At 35.7% G+C, this 18,913-nt stretch carries 10 protein-coding genes; 8 read left to right on the top strand and 2 right to left on the bottom strand.

Going from position 1 to position 18,913, the window contains the following annotated elements:
- Positions 1 to 62: 62 nt before the first annotated feature.
- On the bottom strand, positions 63 to 1,781 hold the full coding sequence (locus GOQ16_RS09320) for a M23 family metallopeptidase (RefSeq protein WP_160069038.1): 1,719 nt from the start codon (positions 1,779 to 1,781) through the stop codon (positions 63 to 65).
- A gap of 1 nt (position 1,782) precedes the next feature.
- Entirely contained in the window at positions 1,783 to 2,394 is a 612-nt protein-coding gene (locus GOQ16_RS09315; protein WP_160069037.1) for a fumarylacetoacetate hydrolase family protein, read from the bottom strand.
- A gap of 182 nt (positions 2,395 to 2,576) precedes the next feature.
- On the opposite strand from GOQ16_RS09315, the gene GOQ16_RS09310 reads away from it, so the two are divergent.
- The 8 genes from GOQ16_RS09310 (at position 2,577) to GOQ16_RS09275 (ending at position 18,910) form a co-directional block, all read left to right on the top strand.
- Positions 2,577 to 3,767 (top strand): 6-bladed beta-propeller, encoded by a 1,191-nt coding sequence (locus GOQ16_RS09310; RefSeq protein ID WP_160069036.1) that lies wholly within the window; start codon positions 2,577 to 2,579, stop codon positions 3,765 to 3,767.
- 6 nt (positions 3,768 to 3,773) lie between these two features.
- A complete protein-coding gene (locus GOQ16_RS09305) occupies positions 3,774 to 6,593 on the top strand; it encodes a peptidase associated/transthyretin-like domain-containing protein (protein WP_160069035.1) in 2,820 nt (939 codons plus the stop codon).
- Positions 6,594 to 6,660: 67 nt separating this feature from the next.
- Entirely contained in the window at positions 6,661 to 7,833 is a 1,173-nt protein-coding gene (locus tag GOQ16_RS09300; RefSeq protein WP_160069034.1) for a glycoside hydrolase family 76 protein, read from the top strand.
- Positions 7,834 to 8,299: 466 nt separating this feature from the next.
- On the top strand, positions 8,300 to 11,452 hold the full coding sequence (locus GOQ16_RS09295; RefSeq protein ID WP_160069033.1) for a SusC/RagA family TonB-linked outer membrane protein: 3,153 nt from the start codon (positions 8,300 to 8,302) through the stop codon (positions 11,450 to 11,452).
- Between the two features lie 9 nt (positions 11,453 to 11,461).
- Positions 11,462 to 13,033, top strand: coding sequence for a RagB/SusD family nutrient uptake outer membrane protein (locus GOQ16_RS09290; RefSeq protein WP_160069032.1), 1,572 nt, complete (start codon positions 11,462 to 11,464; stop codon positions 13,031 to 13,033).
- A gap of 173 nt (positions 13,034 to 13,206) precedes the next feature.
- Positions 13,207 to 13,686: a gluconate 2-dehydrogenase subunit 3 family protein gene (locus GOQ16_RS09285; RefSeq protein WP_160069031.1), complete on the top strand. Its 480-nt coding sequence runs from the start codon at positions 13,207 to 13,209 to the stop codon at positions 13,684 to 13,686.
- A 1-nt stretch (position 13,687) separates the two neighbouring features.
- A complete protein-coding gene (locus GOQ16_RS09280) occupies positions 13,688 to 15,403 on the top strand; it encodes a GMC oxidoreductase (RefSeq protein WP_160069030.1) in 1,716 nt (571 codons plus the stop codon).
- 240 nt (positions 15,404 to 15,643) lie between these two features.
- Positions 15,644 to 18,910 carry a SusC/RagA family TonB-linked outer membrane protein gene (locus GOQ16_RS09275; RefSeq protein ID WP_160069029.1) on the top strand — a complete coding sequence of 1,089 codons (3,267 nt, stop codon included), beginning with the start codon at positions 15,644 to 15,646 and terminating at the stop codon, positions 18,908 to 18,910.
- Positions 18,911 to 18,913 lie beyond the last annotated feature (3 nt).

The following is an 18,913-nucleotide window of genomic DNA, read 5'->3' as shown; positions in this document are numbered from 1 at the left end:
TTAACTAGTAATAAAAGTGACTTAGTCCTTAATCTTTGCTCTTTAAGTCTTTATTCTTTGCTCTATCTAATAAACTTTGCTTCGTAAATTCGTTCGTTATCTTTCCAATCTTTAACAACCAATTTGAAAGTATGTTCGCCTTTGGCTAATGAGGACTCAAAACGATGCCATACATGTCTGTTTTTTGAATCATATTCCATCAACACCCATTTGCCATCGATGTAACCATTAAAGGATTGTATACCTGAAAAATTATCTGCAATCGTAAAATCAATTTTTCTTTGTGTAGAAATATTTTTCCCATTTACCAAATTTCGAGCAGTAATCGTAGGTGCGATAGTGTCAACAGCGACATAAAAATCACCAAAATTTCTCGTATTTACCGTTACCCAGCCGTTTTCAAATTTTCCACCTTCCGAACCACCATCTACCGAAGCGATAAGGGTTTTGCTTTCCAAATGTGTCGGAAGATTGGTAGGCTTGATTGACAACGAATACGCAGAAAATAAAGGTGTCAACGTATTGTGGACTTTATGCAAAGCAGAATAACTGTTTGGTAATTGTGGTGATTCTGTGTAGATAAAATCCAAGTTGCTGTATAGTACACCTTCAGGAATTTCAACTTTTATATTTTCAGTTGTAATTGTGTGTTTTGAATTGTATTCTAAAAGTTTTCCTTTCAAAGGTGTTGGAGTAGCATTCTCCATAACTTTATTGTCGATTTTAAAATTCAATTCACTGCAATTTCCAGCCACATCTTTTACCACATATTTGACATCGTATATTTTAGTTTGATCCAACTCAATAATGCCGTCATTATTCAAGGTTTTGAATATTTCTATTCGATTTCCAGGATCTTTAAAAGATTTTTGAATTTTTGCTTTTGTTTTTTTCCAGTGTGGATAATCGATATAGGAATGAATTCCTCTAGAAGTATTGAAATCTAATTCTTCAAACACAGCAGCTGAAATAAGTTTTCCGTCCACAAAAAGTTCAATGGAATATACGCCGTTTTGAAAACCACCAGCACGGTGTCTATCCACAGAATTGATACCTAACCCAAATTTTCCAGAAGTTGGAACAAGAGAGGTTTGCGCTAAGTTGTAACGTCCAGAACCAATACTTTTGACAGCATAATATTTGCGAGGTGTAAACTCATTGAATAAGTCGTCATTTAGATTGTATAGCATGATTCCGTTAATCGTCGGATTGAACTTATCCGCAAATCGTAAACCGAATAATTGTGGATTCAAGGGACGTTTTGTTTTTGTGTCGCGAATTTCAAAATGCAGATGTGGTCCTCCAGAACCACCAGTATTCCCAGCATTTCCGATAAATTGACCTTTGGTAAGTTTGACTTGATCCGCGGTCAACGTAATATCCACATCAAAACGCTGTTGCTTATATTGTTCCGCTCGAACAATCTTAGTTAGCGCTTCATTGAATGTATCCATATGCAGATATACCGAAGAGAAGCCATTTGGATGATCGATATAAACCGAATTACCGCCACCACCAATCTGCACACGCACACGCGAAACGAAACCTTCGGCTGCTGCATGTAATGGAAGTCCTATTTTTTGCTGTGTGCGGTAATCATCGCCCGCATGAAAATGTGTGCTTCTTAACTCTCCAAAAGTCCCTGAGGCATCCATAGCAATATTCAGTGGATTGCGAAAATAGCCTTGTGGATAAGTTCTAGAAGTTATTATGTCTTTGTTTTGTGCATGAAGTGCTAAGCATGAACTTAGTATTCCAAACAGCAAACCTAATTTTTTCATGTTATTTAATTTGTGTTGTGAACATCAGTTTTTCACCGATGTATCCTTCAAATTTGTCGCCAATTTTGATTGAACCCACACCAACAGGAGTTCCGGTGTAGATCAAATCACCTTTGCGAAGGGTAATAAATTTGGATATATACACGATTAATGAATCAATATCAAAGATCATGTCTCCTGTATTGCCGGATTGTACGATTTCTTCATTTTTTTTCAAGGAGAAATTAATATTTGAAAGATTTTCAAATTCTTCCTTGGGAATTAGATGACTCATTACCGCAGAATGATCGAAAGCTTTCGCCAGTTCCCAAGGCAATCCTTTTTCTTTATGTTTTGCTTGAATATCTCGCGCGGTGAAATCAATGCCCAAGCCAATAGCATCGTAGTATTTATGGGCAAATTTCTTCGACACATGTTTTCCCTCATTGCAAATACGAAATACAACTTCACATTCATAATGTACATCCGAAGAAAATTCAGGGTAATAAAAATCTTTGTTGTCTTTTAGCACCGCTGTATCAGGTTTCATAAAGATAACAGGGGTTTCCGGAACTGGATTATTTAATTCTTTAGCGTGATCTATGTAGTTTCTACCAATGGCAATTATTTTCATGGAATATTATGTTTTAATACAAATGTACGGAAAATGAACCATGTGGTCTTGTGGAGTACGTAGTTGATTTTTTTATCTATATTGAGCATCAATAAATAATTTGTTTTTTCAAATTAAACTTTTTCATTTATTGTGAATCATACAAATGTATCAAGTAACCAATAACTTAAATATCCTTACGAATGCGAGCTTATTCCCTCTTAATAACCTTATTTCTCATAATTAATTTATGTCAAGCACAACGGCTTATCTATGATGATAAAATACCTGTTGAAAAACTTCGTGTTGTCCTCGAACAAACTCAGGGCGGTAAAGTATCTGAGATGTTGACGGATTTGGAGTATATACCTTTGCAAGGTGGAAAAAATGACCTAATAAATTATATTTCAGATGTTGTTATTCATGAAGGTAGAATAGGCATTGTTACATCCAATGAAGGATACTTCTTTTTATATAATGCTGATGGTTCATTCATAAAAAAGATTACAAAGATTGACGGTTTCAAATCTCCTTATGATGGTGCAAAACAGGCATTTTTTAGTATCCAAAAAGGAGAGGGACATTTTATTCTTGAGCACGGAGAATTTAAAGCACGTGTAGACCTTATGGGTAATCTAATAGATACAATGTCAAGATCAAATCAAAATGTAAAAGATGATGGATTCGGCCAATATGTGCAAGGTCAAATCAATATTGGTGATGCGGATTATAAGTTTTATGGTGTATATCAATCAGAAAAGCGAAAGAAGCAAGATATCCTTCTGTATAATGACTCTGTAATTTTAAAATACAATGTTTCGGATTCCATTCGACAATTTATGGCATCTAGTGATTTGTCGAAAGTGTATAAAGGTAAAGCCTATTTAACGGCAGGCTACAATACCAAAGTTTTTGAGTTAGATTCCTTCGGTATAAATAAAATATATGAGTTAGTGTTACCACTCCGAAACACCTTTGATCTCAATAAAGCAAAATCTGCTGGTTTGGATTCAGAAGATTTTATGAAAAGTTATAACTATTTTAACCAGAATAACATGGTTGTGTATGCTTTAAATCAAGTATTTCCATATAAAGATTATCTCATATTTAAAGCACAGCGATTTCATAATCCGATGTGGCTTGCTTATAATTTGAAAACGAAGCAAACGTATGGATTGGATAATATTCTTCCTGATGCATCCAATGATTACCTTAATTTTTTGGATGTAAATGAATTATTTGCAGATGGAGATTATCTGTATTCATTTATCTTTCCACATCATGTCCTTTCTGCTAAGGAAAAGTCTAAATTGGAAGGGCATACGATGCGCAAGGAGTACGCCAATCTTGGAAAATACAATAATCCTATTATTGTTCGTTTCAAATTAAAATAGCCATCCATGAACCTACGCTTTTTACTTCTTGTAGTAGTCAGTCTTTTTTTTACACTTCAATCTTTTGGTCAAGCTAAAATCAAAGGATTTGTAATTGATTCCACACATAATAATATACTTCGTGCAGTCTCTGTGTCTATATTTGAAAAGGGGAAGGAAACAGTAGATAAAGTCGGTTTAACAGATCGATTTGGGAAATTTGAAATTACAGATTTAGCAATGAATAAACCATATATTGCTGAGTTTACTTTTTTAGGTTATCAGAAAGCTATTCGAGAGTTTGTCTTAAAGCAAAATCAGGAGTTGGATCTAGGACATATTAATATGCCTTTTCTCGAAAATGAAATTGAAGCCGTAGATGTTATTCCTCCAGTTCGGATGAATGGCGATACGTTGGAATTTAATGCAGATGCTTTTCAATTGGATTCTAATGCGGTGGTAGAAGATTTATTACGTCGACTTCCTGGTTTGGTGGTGTGGGGTGATGGAGCTATTACGTATAATGGTCGCGAAATACCTTCTGTTTTAGTCAATGGTAAACCATTTTTTGGAGGCGATATGGCTACCGCAATTCAAAATATAGATAAAAAAGCGGTAAAAACAGTCCAAGTATATGATAGTCGTGACAAGGAAAAGCAGATTGAAGATCCTGAAGATAAAAAATATCAAATGAATTTGATATTGAAAGAAGGCAAGGATAATATACTGATGGGAAGTATAGGGGCTGGTGGTGGAACTGATAGAAGATATGATGGACATCTCAACCTCAATCGATCAACCAAAAGGACACAAACTACTGTTGCTTATTCCATTAATAATGTCAATAAAAATCTCAATAATATTGATCAACTGCTTAAGAATACGACGTTTAAGGGGATAGGTATTAATGCAGACTTTGACTCAGATTTTTTGAGAACAGGAATCTTGCAACAGAATGTTTTAGGCGGACGGTATCAGTATGATTTTTTGGGGACTAATGAAGTAGGAAAAGAAAACCTATTCAAAGCGAGTGTTCTAAACAGATGGGATAACAGTATACATACGAATGAATCTACTTCACAATTACTCGATGCGATACAGAATCAAGAAAATTTCCGAACAAACAGATCTCGCAATGATAATACTGCACGCCGACACGAGGCTAACATCAGTTATAATAATTCTGTAAGTAATTTGGGAAAAAGAGCGATTACAGTTCGAAGTAATATGGATTTTAGCCAAAATAATAATGAGAGTCTTTCCACAACATTTAATGAATATGAGCTAGTAAATAATAAATCATTAAATGAAGCAGAAAATTCTTCGCGTAATGTAGGTAATAGTGCTTCATTTAATACCACAATAGAGCTTCACGGTAAAGCTGGACGAAACACCTCAGTTCGCGGATCGGGTAATCAATACTCATTTATTGATCAGATTACAACTACACTCAATGTTCGTGCTGGAATTTCGGATAATAACAATGGGAGATATACCTTTAGTGATTATAAAAATTATTTGAATGAGGATCTTAATCGGATATATCATCGTGATTATAATGAAGATTTGGATTCACGAAACTTACACCTAGACTTGAAGTTAAGGGATCCAATCACTGGTCTCGTATTAGGATCCAGGGCAAGATGGTATGCTTCAGATATGATAAACATAGTAACAGACTTTAATAATTCATTAGCTGCAAAAAATCAAGAACTATCTCATGTATCTAATTATAACAATGCTGAATATGAACCATATGTTGAATTCGGTAAAACTCTTAAGACAAAGAATCTATATGGTCGGATGTACTCAAGCTTGTATTTTTCAAGTACGATAGCAGGACGTTTTTATAAGGATAAGAATAAGTCAACATTAGATTATAGAAACTTGAGGTTAAGGTATCAAAGCTTTTTGCCTTCATTAAGATTTAACTATAATTATTCGCGTCAAAATTCTTTTTATTCCTATTTGTCTTTGAATTATAATTACGACGAAGAATATCCTTTATTGGATCGAATGAAGCCAATTTATGATGACATTAATCCAGCCTATCGCTATTATGGCACAGATAAACTTTTGGAGAAAACAGGTGTACATCAACTCGCATTAAATGGTTCCTATACTCAACAACGGCAATATGGTTTTTCTATTAATTTGAACTCATCAATACGTAGATACACCAATGGGTTGACCGATAGTATTGTATACGCAGCTAATCAGCAAGAAGCCTATGTTGCTCAAATTGCTAAGCCGATGGATGTCTATTCTATTAGTTTTTACGGAAAAAAGCCTTTTATGATCTCCAAGACACAAACTTTCTCATTGCAATTTAATAGTGGAACAAATTGGGGAAACAAGTTTCAATATGTAGGGGCTATAATGCAAGAGATGCTAAACAATAGTCAAAATGTCGGGTTGGAATTTTATTATACGGTATTGGATAAATATCAAATTGGCTGGAAGAACAATCTAAATCGCTATGAACGTTATGACAAATTAAACGAAGAGACTTCCAATAATTATACTTCATATGCATGGAACTCTGGAATTACTATGTCTTATGCATTGACCAAACGTTGGTCACTAAATACTAATGGTACATTACGTTATAATGTGTCAGGAGATTTCAAGGATGAAGTTTTCATCTGGAATGTGAATACCACCTATCGAATGTTAAAGGGTAATAATTTAGAATTCAAATTTGCAGCATACGATCTTCTGAGACAAAATAAGGGTATTTATTTTAGTAATGGCGTAACAGAATTTACCACAGGATATAGCAATATATTGACGCAGTATTACATGTTATCACTTTCGTATTTTCCAAGAAAATTTGGATTTAAATAGTTGGTTTAAAGAAATGTGTCTTTTTCTTAGTGTCAAATCAGTAGATTTATGAAAAAACATTCTTCCTATGAAATCTATTCTTACTAATCTGGTCATTTTTATTGTTTTTACTAATTGTGTGTATGCACAGACAAACAAAAATATTAGACGTGCGCAGGAAACATTAGATTCTATTTATAAATATTATAGCATCCACGATAGTCAATTGTTACGCGAGCATTATCCTTATAAGGATGATTACAAAGCAGATTATTTGGGGGGTGGCGAAAATTCTAATAAAGTAAATCCGTATGCTTACTTGTGGCCTTACTCTGGATCCTTGTCTGCAACAGTTGCTTTGTATGAAAACACCAAAAGCAAACAAGTTTTAAAAAATATCGATACAAAAGTGTTAATCGGTCTTGCTGAATATTTCGATACACGAAAGCCTGTTGGTTATGCGTCCTATGTCAACTCTGCACCCCAATCCGACCGATTTTATGATGACAATGTGTGGTTAGGTATCGACTTTACAGACCTTTATCTCCTTACTAAAGAAAAGAAATACCTGGACAAAGCACTAGAAATTTGGGCTTTTGTAGAAAGTGGTATGGATGAAAAGCTAGGAGGTGGTATATATTGGTGTGAGCAACGTAAGGAATCGAAAAATACGTGTTCAAATGCACCGAGTGTTGTATATCTTGCTAAATTGTATGAGGCGACGAAGGAAAATAAATATTTGTCACAAGCAGAAGACTTGTATAAATGGACACAACAAAACCTGATTGATTGGACAGATCATGTGTATTTCGACAATATTAATTTGAAAGGCGAAGTCGATAAGAGAAAATATGCTTATAACACTGGACAAATGATTCAAGCAGGTGCATTATTATATAAATTAACAAAAAATAAACAATATCTCACCGATGCACAAAATGCGGCTAATGGCGGATTTAATCATTTCTTTTATGAGGAAAAGGATAAAGATTCAGGAAAATCCTTAAAAATCCTTCAAACAAGTAATAATTGGTTTATTGCTGTGATGATGCGAGGATACGTAGAATTGTATCACGTCGATAAAAATAAATTGTATTTAGATGCTTTTCAAAAGAATTTAGACCATGCGTGGAAGCATATGCGCGAAAGTAATGGCTTATTCAATAAAGATTGGTCAGGTACAAAACAAGAAAAATCAAAATGGGTATTAGATCAATTTGCTATTGTAGAAATGTATAGTAAGATGGCCCAAGTAAAATAATATTATACTATTACGTTTATATTTAAACGCAATGCTCAGATAATCAGCTAGGCATTTTTTGTTGTTTAATCGAGAAATAAATAATATGTATAATGATTATTAAATATTGCAATATGTAAATAAATCTTTAGTTACAAACCAATTCTTTTTTGTTGCCGTTGTTACAATTTTTGATCCTTTTATATTCTTTCAATTGTGTTTCTGAAACTATTATCGCTATACGCAAAACTATTGCTAAAGAATGGTTTAAACCATTTAATGATAAAAATACCTGTATAAACTGTTGCCTTCATTATTTGGTATGCCTCCTAAATTTTGTAGAAATAATCAAAATAGCTTTGCTAAATCGATTAAAATGATTTAATTAGTGTCAATTATAAACACATTAATCTGCAATATTCATAAACACTTATTACATGCTTTGCGGCTTGTATTAGGAAAATCAATTGACTAATTAAATTATATTATGTGGAATTTAGACAAACTTAAACTTGGTAAAGGTAGGTTGTGGGTTTTCACCTTCTCCTTACTCGCCATCGGTACAAACTCAGTGTATGGAAATAGACTTTCGCTCGAAGAAGCTTATCATGAAGCTTTAAAACAGCAGACCGTACAAGGTACGGTTGTAGATGCTTCAACAGGACAAGGTATTTCGGGTGTGACTATTACACTAAAAGGTTCGACTTTTTCTACCCAGACTGATAGTCAAGGGAAATTTTCCTTGCAGGCTCGCAATGGGGATATTTTGGTAACAAACATTTTGGGATTTCAATCTGAGGAGCGAACTGTTACTGGCACAACAATTACCTTCCGTTTGATACCTGAGCAAGCAGATATTGAGGAAGTAGTTGTCGTAGGATATGGTACTATGCGGAAGTCAGATGTTACTGGGTCTATTTCAGTGGTAAAAGGAGAAGAAATGACCAAAGCCCAAAATTTTGGGGCATTAGATAACCTTAGAGGTAAGGCCGCAGGTGTTAATATTTTCTCCAATTCGGGACAACCCGGAGCGTATGGTGCCAAAGTATTAATTCGTGGTAATGCTACGATTAATGCCTCATCGAGTCCATTATATGTTGTGGATGGTGTAGTAATGGAAAACTTTCATCTCATGAATCCCAATGATATTGAGCGTATAGAAGTCTTGAAAGATGCTTCCTCCGCAGCAATATATGGTGCCAGAGGTGCGAATGGGGTTATACTTGTGACCACAAAACGAGGAGCATCAGGTGGAGGTAAATCTATCAGCTATCAAGGTTCAGTAGGAGTAAGTTCTGTACAGCGATATATGAATGTTTTGAATAGTCAGCAATGGGTCGATGCATTTATGATTGGATTAGCCAATGAAAATAAATACCAAGCTGATTTTCTAAAAAATAGAGATCCGAATTGGACACCATGGTCTTTAGACAAGAAGGATTGGTTTAATGATCCTAACTATTTTGACTCTAATGGAAATCCTTTGTATGATACAAATTGGCAAAAAGAATCGAGTCGTAATGGATTATCGCACAATCATCAGATAAATATTCAACAAGGGGATGAAAAATCATCAGTTGGGGCATTTTTAAATTATACCGATCAGCAAGGTGTAATCAAAAATATGTTTAGTAAACGCGTCAGCGGTAAGCTAGCATATGACACAAAAGCTGTGGATTGGTTGTCGTCAAATGTTAACTTGATGGTTAACCATAGTTTAGCAAATTTTACTCCTGAAGACGGTGGAGGGCAAGATGCTAGACGTACTATGATTGAGATGCTTCCTTGGTTACCTATTTATGAGCCATCTGGTCAATATACAAGTTCGACAAGTTCAACAATAAATAATGTTTTGGGGTTTGAGGGAATGGCAAATCCTGTTTCAATCTTAGAATTACAAAAAAGAAATCGTTACAATACTCAGATTTTTGGTAATGCAGCTTTGACATTTCACTTAGCCGAAGGATTAGACTTAAGAACGCAGTTTGGTGTTGATAACCAACGCAGAGATTATAAAGGTTACTCATCGGTGTTGTTAAACAATATATCAAAGCCTAATGGATGGGCGGAAATGCAATACGAAAATGTTTTCTATTGGCAACAAGAGAATTACCTAACTTATCAAAAAACAATTGACAAGCACAGAGTTAATTTGATGGGGGGATTGTCTTGGCAAGCTAGAACATCACAGTATTCGCAATCACGAACCGAAGGTTTTGATGATGACTTCTATGAATGGAATAATATGGGAGTTGGTAGAACCCCATCTTCTCCTAATTCCAATACAGACAAGTGGGCTATGAATTCCTATTTTGTAAGGGGAGCTTATACCTACAATGACAAATATTCTGCAACTGTAACTGGACGCTACGATGGATCCTCAAAATTTGGTAAAAATAATAAATATGCATTTTTCCCTTCTGCAGGTCTAGCGTGGAATGTCTCTAATGAGGACTTCATGGCTGACAACATTACAGTTAGTAATTTCAAAGTCCACACAAGCTATGGTCGTACGGGTAATTCTGAAATCGGTTCTTATAGCTCCACTGCTAATGTTTCTGCAGGTACAACATTATTGGACGGCGGAAGACAGCCTTTCTCATGGGTTTCATCTTTAGCTAATCCGGATTTGAGATGGGAGACCTCCGATCAATTTGATTTTGGTGTAGAGATTGGATTATTTTCTAACCGATTAAATTTTGATGTGTCGGTATACAACAAAAAAACAAAGGATTTATTGTTGCAAACTCCTATTCCAAGAAGTACTGGTTATTCAAGTGTAATGAAGAATATAGGTTCGGTGCAGAATAGAGGTGTTGAGTTATTAATCAATGCTTATCCTGTTAAAAATGAAAATTTAAGCTGGAATACCATGTTGAATATGAGTTATAACCAGAATAAAGTATTGAAACTAGGAGATAAGGATGAGGATATCCAAAGATTGTGGTGGGTTGGTGGAGCGAACCAAATCATTCGTGTTGGAGAGAATCTAAACAGTTTCTATGGCTATAAGCGTGAAGGAATTTACACACAAGCTGATGTCGATGCAGGTCAAGCGACGCTAAGTCAAGTTGGAAGACCGAAACGTTCGGCAGATAAATATATCATTGGTAAAGGTACACCAGATTGGGCGGGTAGTTTTATAAATACACTTAACTACAAAGATTTCGACCTGACAGTGGATCTTCAATTTGTATATGGTGTCGAAACGATGCAACAATTCTATCACTCTACATACGATAGATTTGGAATAACCAATGGTCTTGTGGAGATTCTTACCGATGCATACAGTGAATCAAATCCTAACACGAGACAGCAGGCTATTTATTTGACTAATAGTGGTCATGCAGGACAAGATACAAATGTTGATGATGCATGGGTTGTTAATGGTTCTTATCTAAGATTCAACTTGATACAATTAGGTTATACTTTCAATTCAGAAATGTTGAATAAACTAAGGTTAGGTGGTGTCAGAATATTTGCCTCTGCTAATAACCCATGGCTTATTACGTCCAAAGACTTTAAGGGTTACGATCCGGAAAGTACATCTCAAGTAGGTGACAACTTTGGACAGAATATTACGTTTTTCTCTTATCCTAGAGCTAAGACCTTCACATTAGGAGTAAATGTTAAATTTTAGAATACTATCATGAAAAGAAATAAATTAATAATCGCGTTGGGATTAGGATTGATTATAAGTACCTCATCATGTACAAAATTTCTTGATGAAGCTCCCTTATCCTCAATAATTAAAGAAACATATTATAAAACAGAGTTACAGGCTGTAGGTAATTTCAATTCTCTTTACAGAAGAGGCGCACCTACACGCTATTCTTCTGCTGGAAGTGCATATTTAGGTCCTCAAGCATCTATAAATAGCATGCTGACAGGTTATTTTACGAATAGTTACGAAGGACAAGAGTTAGTCTGCAAATATGCTCGTGAATTAACAAGACAAGGCAACGTCAGTATGATTTCAGGGACAATGGATGGTGTTTGGAATTCTGCATATGAAGTTATAAATACAGCAAATGGTGCAATTAAGTATATACCAGAAATTGCTTTTGAAGACCTCAATAAGCAAAAGCAATTAATAGCTGAAGCCAAATTTTTTAGAGCATACAACTATTTTTATTTGGTGAAAACTTTTGGAGATGTTCCATTAGTAACTGAACCCACCGAAAATTTGGAAAATCTGGATGCATCGCGTACAGAAATTGCGAAGGTATATGAACTAATAGAGAGCGATTTGAATGAAGCTTTCACAGTTTTGCCAGCTAAAACATTTGCTAATAACAACCATCGCATTTCTAAATACGTAGCGGCTATGACTTTAGCAAATGTGTATTTACAACAAGGTAAAAATTCGCAAGCTGCAGAAATGGCTAAAGTTGTGATTAATTCACCTCATGGAATGATCCCAAATGCTGATTTGGAATCAAATAGTGCTTATAATCAACTTCGCAAAACGGATAATTTGAATGAAGTGATATATGCTATGGAATTTGATGGGGCTATTTCGACAAGTTCATGGTGGCCAACTTATGCATTTAGTTCATCAGCAGTATCCGTATTTTCTACTTATTCTATTTTCGAACGTGTGTATGGTCCTACGAGTAGGTTCTTAAATGTTTATGCTGCAGATGATTTGCGTATAAAGCCTAATCAGTTCTTCCATTGGAGTTATACAAGACCAGACGACCCTACAAAAAAATGGACTTCCACAGAAGCGGGCGTATGGTATTATTACGATGAAGATGCATTGTTGAACTCTGGTAGAGGAACTAAAGATTGGAATTTTTACAGGTATCCAGAAGCATTATTAATAGCCGCTGAAGCAATAGTAGCTGCTGGATCTGTCAATGCAGAAGCTGCGGGCTACTTGGCGAATGTGAAAGCGCGTGCAAATACGACAGGTAAAACTGTTGCTACTTTCACTTCTGAGTTATTAGCTCTTTCGAAGGAAAAGTTTATAGAAGAATGTTGGAATGAGCGTTTGAGAGAATTTCCATTGGAATTTAAAATGTGGGATGATATCGTTAGAACTAAGAAGTTCCCTGTAATCTCGCCAACCGTTAAAGGAGAAATAACTTGGGTCAATCTTATTGGCGCACAGAATGGTTCGGGAGCGACTTTCAAAGAATCAGATTTATTGTGGCCAATATCTAATGATGAGTTGCAAAGAAATCCTAACTTAACACAAAATCCAGGTTATAATTAAGCAATCAATTCATTAGAATTCGATATACCCCCAAAATTGTTAATTACTTTGTGGGGGTATTTTTATGCAATATTTGCAGCTTTACTCATTTCTGTTGAAATGAGTTTTTTCGGTTTAAGCTAAAACGTTTTCCTGAAATAATTCATATATTGGGGAGACCAATTGGAAAACTGATGAAAAGAAGAACCGCCATAAAGCAACTTTTTATTCTTGCAGGAGGCATTGCTATCGCGACTTCATGTACTGGAGATCGAAATAAAGCATCTATTGCCCTATCTAATGTTGACTTCTCAAAAGATGAAGAATATTTAATAGGCGAACTTGTCGAATCCATTATTCCTGAAACAGATTCTCCCGGAGCAAAGACATTGAATCTGCATTTATTTGTCATGAAAATGGTAGATGATTGTCATTCTCCCGAAGACCAAACTGCTTTTGTAGATGGATTGAAAAAGTCAAAGATTTTAAAAGGCAAGTCGCAGCAAGAAATTCAACACTATTTATCTGCTTTGGATAAAGAAGATAAGTTTCTCTCAATTTTGAAAAGACGAACCATTATGGGCTACCAGAATTCAGAATATGTAATGAAAAACAAGATAATTTATGAATTAGTGCCAGGAAGATACGATGGCGCAGTAAAAGTTGGTAGTTAATATGGCATTCCTAAATATAGATTCGCAAAAAGATAGAACTTACGATGCAATAGTGATTGGGTCGGGAATAAGTGGTGGCTGGTCTGCCAAAGAATTGTGCGAACGCGGACTTAAAACGCTTGTTCTCGAGCGTGGACGTGATGTGCAGCACATCAAAGATTATCCGACGACCAATATGTATCCTTGGGAGTTTGAACATCGCAATGAATTACCTTATCAAGTAAAGCAAGACAATCCAATTGTGAGCAAATGTTACGCTTTTCACGAAGATGCAGCACATTTTTTTGTCAAGGATGCCGAGCATCCGTACATCCAAGAAAAACCATTTGATTGGATTCGAGGCTATCAAGTTGGGGGAAAGTCATTGCTTTGGGCGCGACAAACTCAACGTTGGTCGGATTTCGATTTTGAAGGACCGTTGCGTGATGGATTTGCTGTGGACTGGCCGATTCGGTATGCAGATTTGAAACCATGGTACGATCATGTCGAACGATTTGCAGGCATCGCTGGAGATAAAGACGGTTTGCCCGAATTACCAGATGGCGAGTTTTTGCCAGGCTATCCATTAAATATTGTAGAAAAATATTTCAAACAAGCTGTAGAAAAGAAATACAAAAGTCGCAAAGTCATTTCAGCTAGATGTGCACATATTTCTAAACCCGAACCAATACATATTCAACAAGGCCGTACGCAATGCCAAAATAGAACATTGTGTCAACGTGGCTGTCCATTTGGTGGATATTTTAGTTCTAATGCTTCTACCTTGCCTTGGGCAGCAAAGACAGGTAATCTGACGCTAAGACCTGACTCAGTTGTGCATTCTATTCTATACGATGAGCAAAAGGGAAAAGCTATAGGTGTGAAAGTCATCGATAGAAATACCAAAGAAGAAATTGACTTTTTCGCAAAAGTTATTTTTGTGAATGCAGCTGCTATCAATACCAATTTGATTTTATTGAATTCTACATCCAATAGATTTCCGAATGGATTAGGGAATGATAGCGAAACATTGGGTAAATATGTCGCTTTTCATAATTATAGCGCACGAATATATGCAGAATATGAAGGACTTTTAGACTACAAAGTCGAAGGGCGTAATCCTGCTGGTGGAGCTTATATTCCGCGCTTCAGAAATTTACATAAGCAAGAAACAGATTATTTACGAGGTTATGCGGCAGGGTTTGGCGCGTATCGTTCTTCTTATTCGGACTTATCAGGTATTGGAGATGATCTTAAAAATTCGATTCTTAATCCCAAACTAGGAAATTGGGGAGTGGGATCACATATGATGGGAGAGACTATTCCAAAAGCGTCCAACTTCGTAGCATTAGATGCGAATCAGAAAGATGATTGGGGTATTCCTTTACTAAAAATCTCAATTGATTATGATGAGAATGATGCGAAGATGAAAAAGGATTATCTCGATACAATGGAAGAAATGTTTGTAAGCGCTGGATTTACAAATATTCGACGAGATGATAGATGGCAAGCTCCAGGATTGGATATCCACGAAATGGGTGGAGTACGAATGGGGCTAGATCCTAAAACTTCCATGCTTAATAAATGGAACCAAGTGCATGCTGTTCCCAATGTCTTCGTTACAGATGGCGCTGCGATGACTTCCACTTCGACTCAAAATCCTTCCCTTACATATATGGCTTTTTCTGCGCGATCTGTAGATTTTGCTGTGAAAGAATTAAAGAAACAAAACATTTAGAGATCTATTTTGTTAATAGTTAGAAAGTCTATTTCATTTATTTGAAATAGACTTTTTTTTATCATCGCAACTTTTTTGTTACAATTATTTTGTATAAGCAACTAACTTTATTAACTTCAAGACGATAACCTTATTATTCACTTTTAAATCAATAAACTATGACTTAAGCTATTTTACAATTTCCTAATTCGTCTACAGTCTAGACGTCTATTTTATGATAACCTTTACAATCCGTCTATTATGAACAAATTTCATGTTAAGAAGGAAATATTTAGACGCAAAAATATTCCTTCTAATCGCTGCATGTATATAGCTGCAGCAATGCTTATGGCCAGTCAAATGGCTCATGCAAACAATCTAACTCACTATTCACATTTCAATCATGCGCTATTTGGTGAACAACAGGAAATAACTGTTAAAGGAAAAATAGTCTCTGCAAATGGAAATGCGCCATTAGCAGGAGTTACTGTTAAAGTCCTTGGCTCAACCAAGGCAACATCTACTAATCAAGACGGAGAATTTGAAATAAAAGCAAATATCAATGAAGTAATTGAATTTACGTATATCGGACATGTTACAAAAACTTTAACGGTTAACTCTTCTTCTACAAATGTTCAAGTTCAGTTATTGGAAGACGGAACAAGTTTAGAAGAAGTTGTCGTAACGGGGTATGGTACTCAACGTAAAAAGGACTTAACGGGTTCGGTGGCGATTGTGGATGTAGAATTATTGAAATCTCAACCCGCAGCTACAGCTGTAGAAGCACTGCAAGGTAAAGCAACTGGTGTGCAGATTGTAAATGATGGTGCTCCAGGTTCTACACCTCAAATCAAAATTCGTGGATATTCTACTATTAACAATAATGAGCCACTGTATATCATAGATGGTGTTCCTTTTGAAGGAAAATTAAGTTGGTTAAATCAAAATGATATAGAATCTATGCAAGTATTAAAAGATGCTTCAGCAGCATCAATATACGGGGCAAGGGCAAACAATGGTGTAGTAATTATTACCACGAAAACTGGAAAATCTGGTAAACCGCAAATATCACTAGATTCTTATGTTGGAGTGCAGTCTCCACAGAGAGATAGATTTCCAAAAATGTTGACTCCTCAACAAAATTTGGATATGCAAAATAGAATTAATGGTACTAATAATACTTTGCCAGAATATCTTATGGCAGGTAAAATATATGGTAATGATATTACACCTGCTGACGCTGACATGTCAAAGTACAATTATTCGAGAGATTTTGCGACTTTTTATCAAATTACAAAGGCTAATAAAGAAGGAACGGATTGGTTTCGTGAGGTCACACAGAATGCTCCAACCCAATCGTATCAATTAGCTGCTACAGGAGGAAGTGATAACGCTTCATATGCGATGTCTGGAGGATTTTTAGATCAAAAAGGTACAGTTATACATTCTAACTTCCAGCGATACAATGTACGTACCAATACTCAATTCAAGGCATTTGATGGCAAATTGCGCTTTGGTGAAAATATGCAATATAGTTATACCAGAGGAGTTGGTATGGGGGTGAATCCAAATACAGCAGGTGGATATATGGGGGATGAATCTGTGATTGCATGGTCATTCCGCATACAAAACATAGTTCCTGTATATGACGAAGGCGGTAATTTCGCCGGTACGCGTGGTGGGTATGGAAATGGTCAAAATCCTGTAGCGTGGGCTTATCGAGCTAAAGATGATGTCAATAAAAGCAATTTTTTCTTTGGTAACATCTTTGGGGAGGTAGATATTTTAGATGGTTTAACTTATCGTACCAGTTTCGGATTACGCTATGAAAACTACAATGGAATTGATATTACCTATCCGAATCCTGAGTTTGGTGAAGGTTCAATGAATAATGCATTGAGCGAATATTTTGGTTATGGTTCGGAATGGACATGGACCAATACTGTGAATTGGCGTAAACAACTTGATCTTCATAGCTTAAATATATTAGCAGGTACGGAAGCTATTAGCAGCAGAAGTAGGGATCTATCTGGGAGTAGAAATAATTTCTTCTTACTGAATAGTTTGGATTATTTCTATCTCAATGCTGGTACATCGAATTTTGGGAATGCGAGCTCGGGTGGAGTAGGATCAATGTTTTCAGTATTCGGTAAAATCGATTATAGTTATAATGATCGTTACATTTTTAGCGCTACGCTGCGAAGAGATGGTTCATCCAATTTTGGCCCTGATAATAAGTATGGTCTATTCCCAGGTATTTCTGGAGCTTGGCGTTTGTCTAGCGAAGAATTTATGCAAGATGTTTCTTGGATAACAGATTTGAAATTGAGAGCTGGCTATGGTGTCACTGGTAACCAGCGTATTCCATCATATAATTATATTAATCGGTATGCAAGTTCTATCACTCAATCATCTTACCCAATTGGCGGTGCTGTACAAAGTGGGCTTTGGCAAAGTGATTATTCAAATGAAGATGTAAAATGGGAACAAGTAAAAGCATTAAATCTCGGTTTAGACTTTACTTTATTAAATGGAGATGTAGATGGTGCGATTGAATATTATGATAAGAAAACAGAAGATATGTTATTTCGTGTGCCATTACCAGCGATTTCAGTTGGTAGAGCTTCCTCACCATATGTGAATATCGGAAATATGCGTAACCATGGAGTTGAGTTTTCGTTAGGTTATCATTATGGGCATAGACAAGAAAAAGATTTTAAACTAGATATAAACGGAACATTTTCAAAAAATATCAATGAAGTAGTCGCTTTGGCACCTTCAGTGTCTCAACAGATATATGGAAACTTTAGAAGTATTTCTACGACTATATTAAAACCTGGAGAGTCTTTTGGTTCATTTTATGGATATAAGACTTTAGGTGTCTACAAAGATGCTGCGGACGTTAGTAATTCAGCCAATTATGCTGATGGCAAAGCAAGACCTGGAGGACTCAAATATGAAGACATAAATAATGATGGTGTAATAAATGATCAAGACAGAACTATTATTGGTAATCCACATCCTGATTTTGTATACTCATTAGGCATTAATGCGGCATACAAAGATTGGGATTTTGCAATGTTTTTTTATGGTTCACAAGGAAATGATGTGTTTGATATGACGCGTTATTTTACAGATTTTTCAGTTTTTTCAGGATCAAAAAGTGCACGCTTGTTAGATTCATGGTCGCCGAATAATCCAAATTCAAATATGCCTTCTCTTATATCAGGAGGATCAGAAACGGAATACGCGACATCAAGCTATTTTGTACAAGACGGAAGCTTCCTAAAATTAAAAAATTTGCAAATAGGCTATACTTTTCCTGTACAGAAGGTATTTGGCAGTACGACAGCGATTAACAAATTACGTATGTATGTTGGAGTAACAAATCTATTTACCATCACGAAATATGATGGATTAGATCCCGAAATAACAGCTACGCCGTCTGATTATCCTGCAATAGGAGTTGACTTGGGTGTGTATCCGCAGTCTCGTCAGTTTCTGTTTGGATTAAGTTTAGGTTTTTAATTT

The organism is Sphingobacterium bovisgrunnientis (assembly GCF_009829085.1).
Lineage (GTDB): Bacteria > Bacteroidota > Bacteroidia > Sphingobacteriales > Sphingobacteriaceae > Sphingobacterium > Sphingobacterium bovisgrunnientis.
This window is presented reverse-complemented; position numbering and strand designations above follow the sequence as displayed.

What these genes read in the sequence shown, in the direction of transcription:
- GOQ16_RS09320 (WP_160069038.1), bottom strand. Translation starts at nt 1,781, where the DNA reads ATGAAAAAATTAGGTTTGCTGTTTGGAATACTAAGTTCATGCTTAGCA.
- GOQ16_RS09315 (WP_160069037.1), bottom strand. Translation starts at nt 2,394, where the DNA reads ATGAAAATAATTGCCATTGGTAGAAACTACATAGATCACGCTAAAGAA.
- GOQ16_RS09310 (WP_160069036.1), top strand. Translation starts at nt 2,577, where the DNA reads ATGCGAGCTTATTCCCTCTTAATAACCTTATTTCTCATAATTAATTTA.
- GOQ16_RS09305 (WP_160069035.1), top strand. Translation starts at nt 3,774, where the DNA reads ATGAACCTACGCTTTTTACTTCTTGTAGTAGTCAGTCTTTTTTTTACA.
- GOQ16_RS09300 (WP_160069034.1), top strand. Translation starts at nt 6,661, where the DNA reads ATGAAATCTATTCTTACTAATCTGGTCATTTTTATTGTTTTTACTAAT.
- GOQ16_RS09295 (WP_160069033.1), top strand. Translation starts at nt 8,300, where the DNA reads ATGTGGAATTTAGACAAACTTAAACTTGGTAAAGGTAGGTTGTGGGTT.
- GOQ16_RS09290 (WP_160069032.1), top strand. Translation starts at nt 11,462, where the DNA reads ATGAAAAGAAATAAATTAATAATCGCGTTGGGATTAGGATTGATTATA.
- GOQ16_RS09285 (WP_160069031.1), top strand. Translation starts at nt 13,207, where the DNA reads ATGAAAAGAAGAACCGCCATAAAGCAACTTTTTATTCTTGCAGGAGGC.
- GOQ16_RS09280 (WP_160069030.1), top strand. Translation starts at nt 13,688, where the DNA reads ATGGCATTCCTAAATATAGATTCGCAAAAAGATAGAACTTACGATGCA.
- GOQ16_RS09275 (WP_160069029.1), top strand. Translation starts at nt 15,644, where the DNA reads ATGAACAAATTTCATGTTAAGAAGGAAATATTTAGACGCAAAAATATT.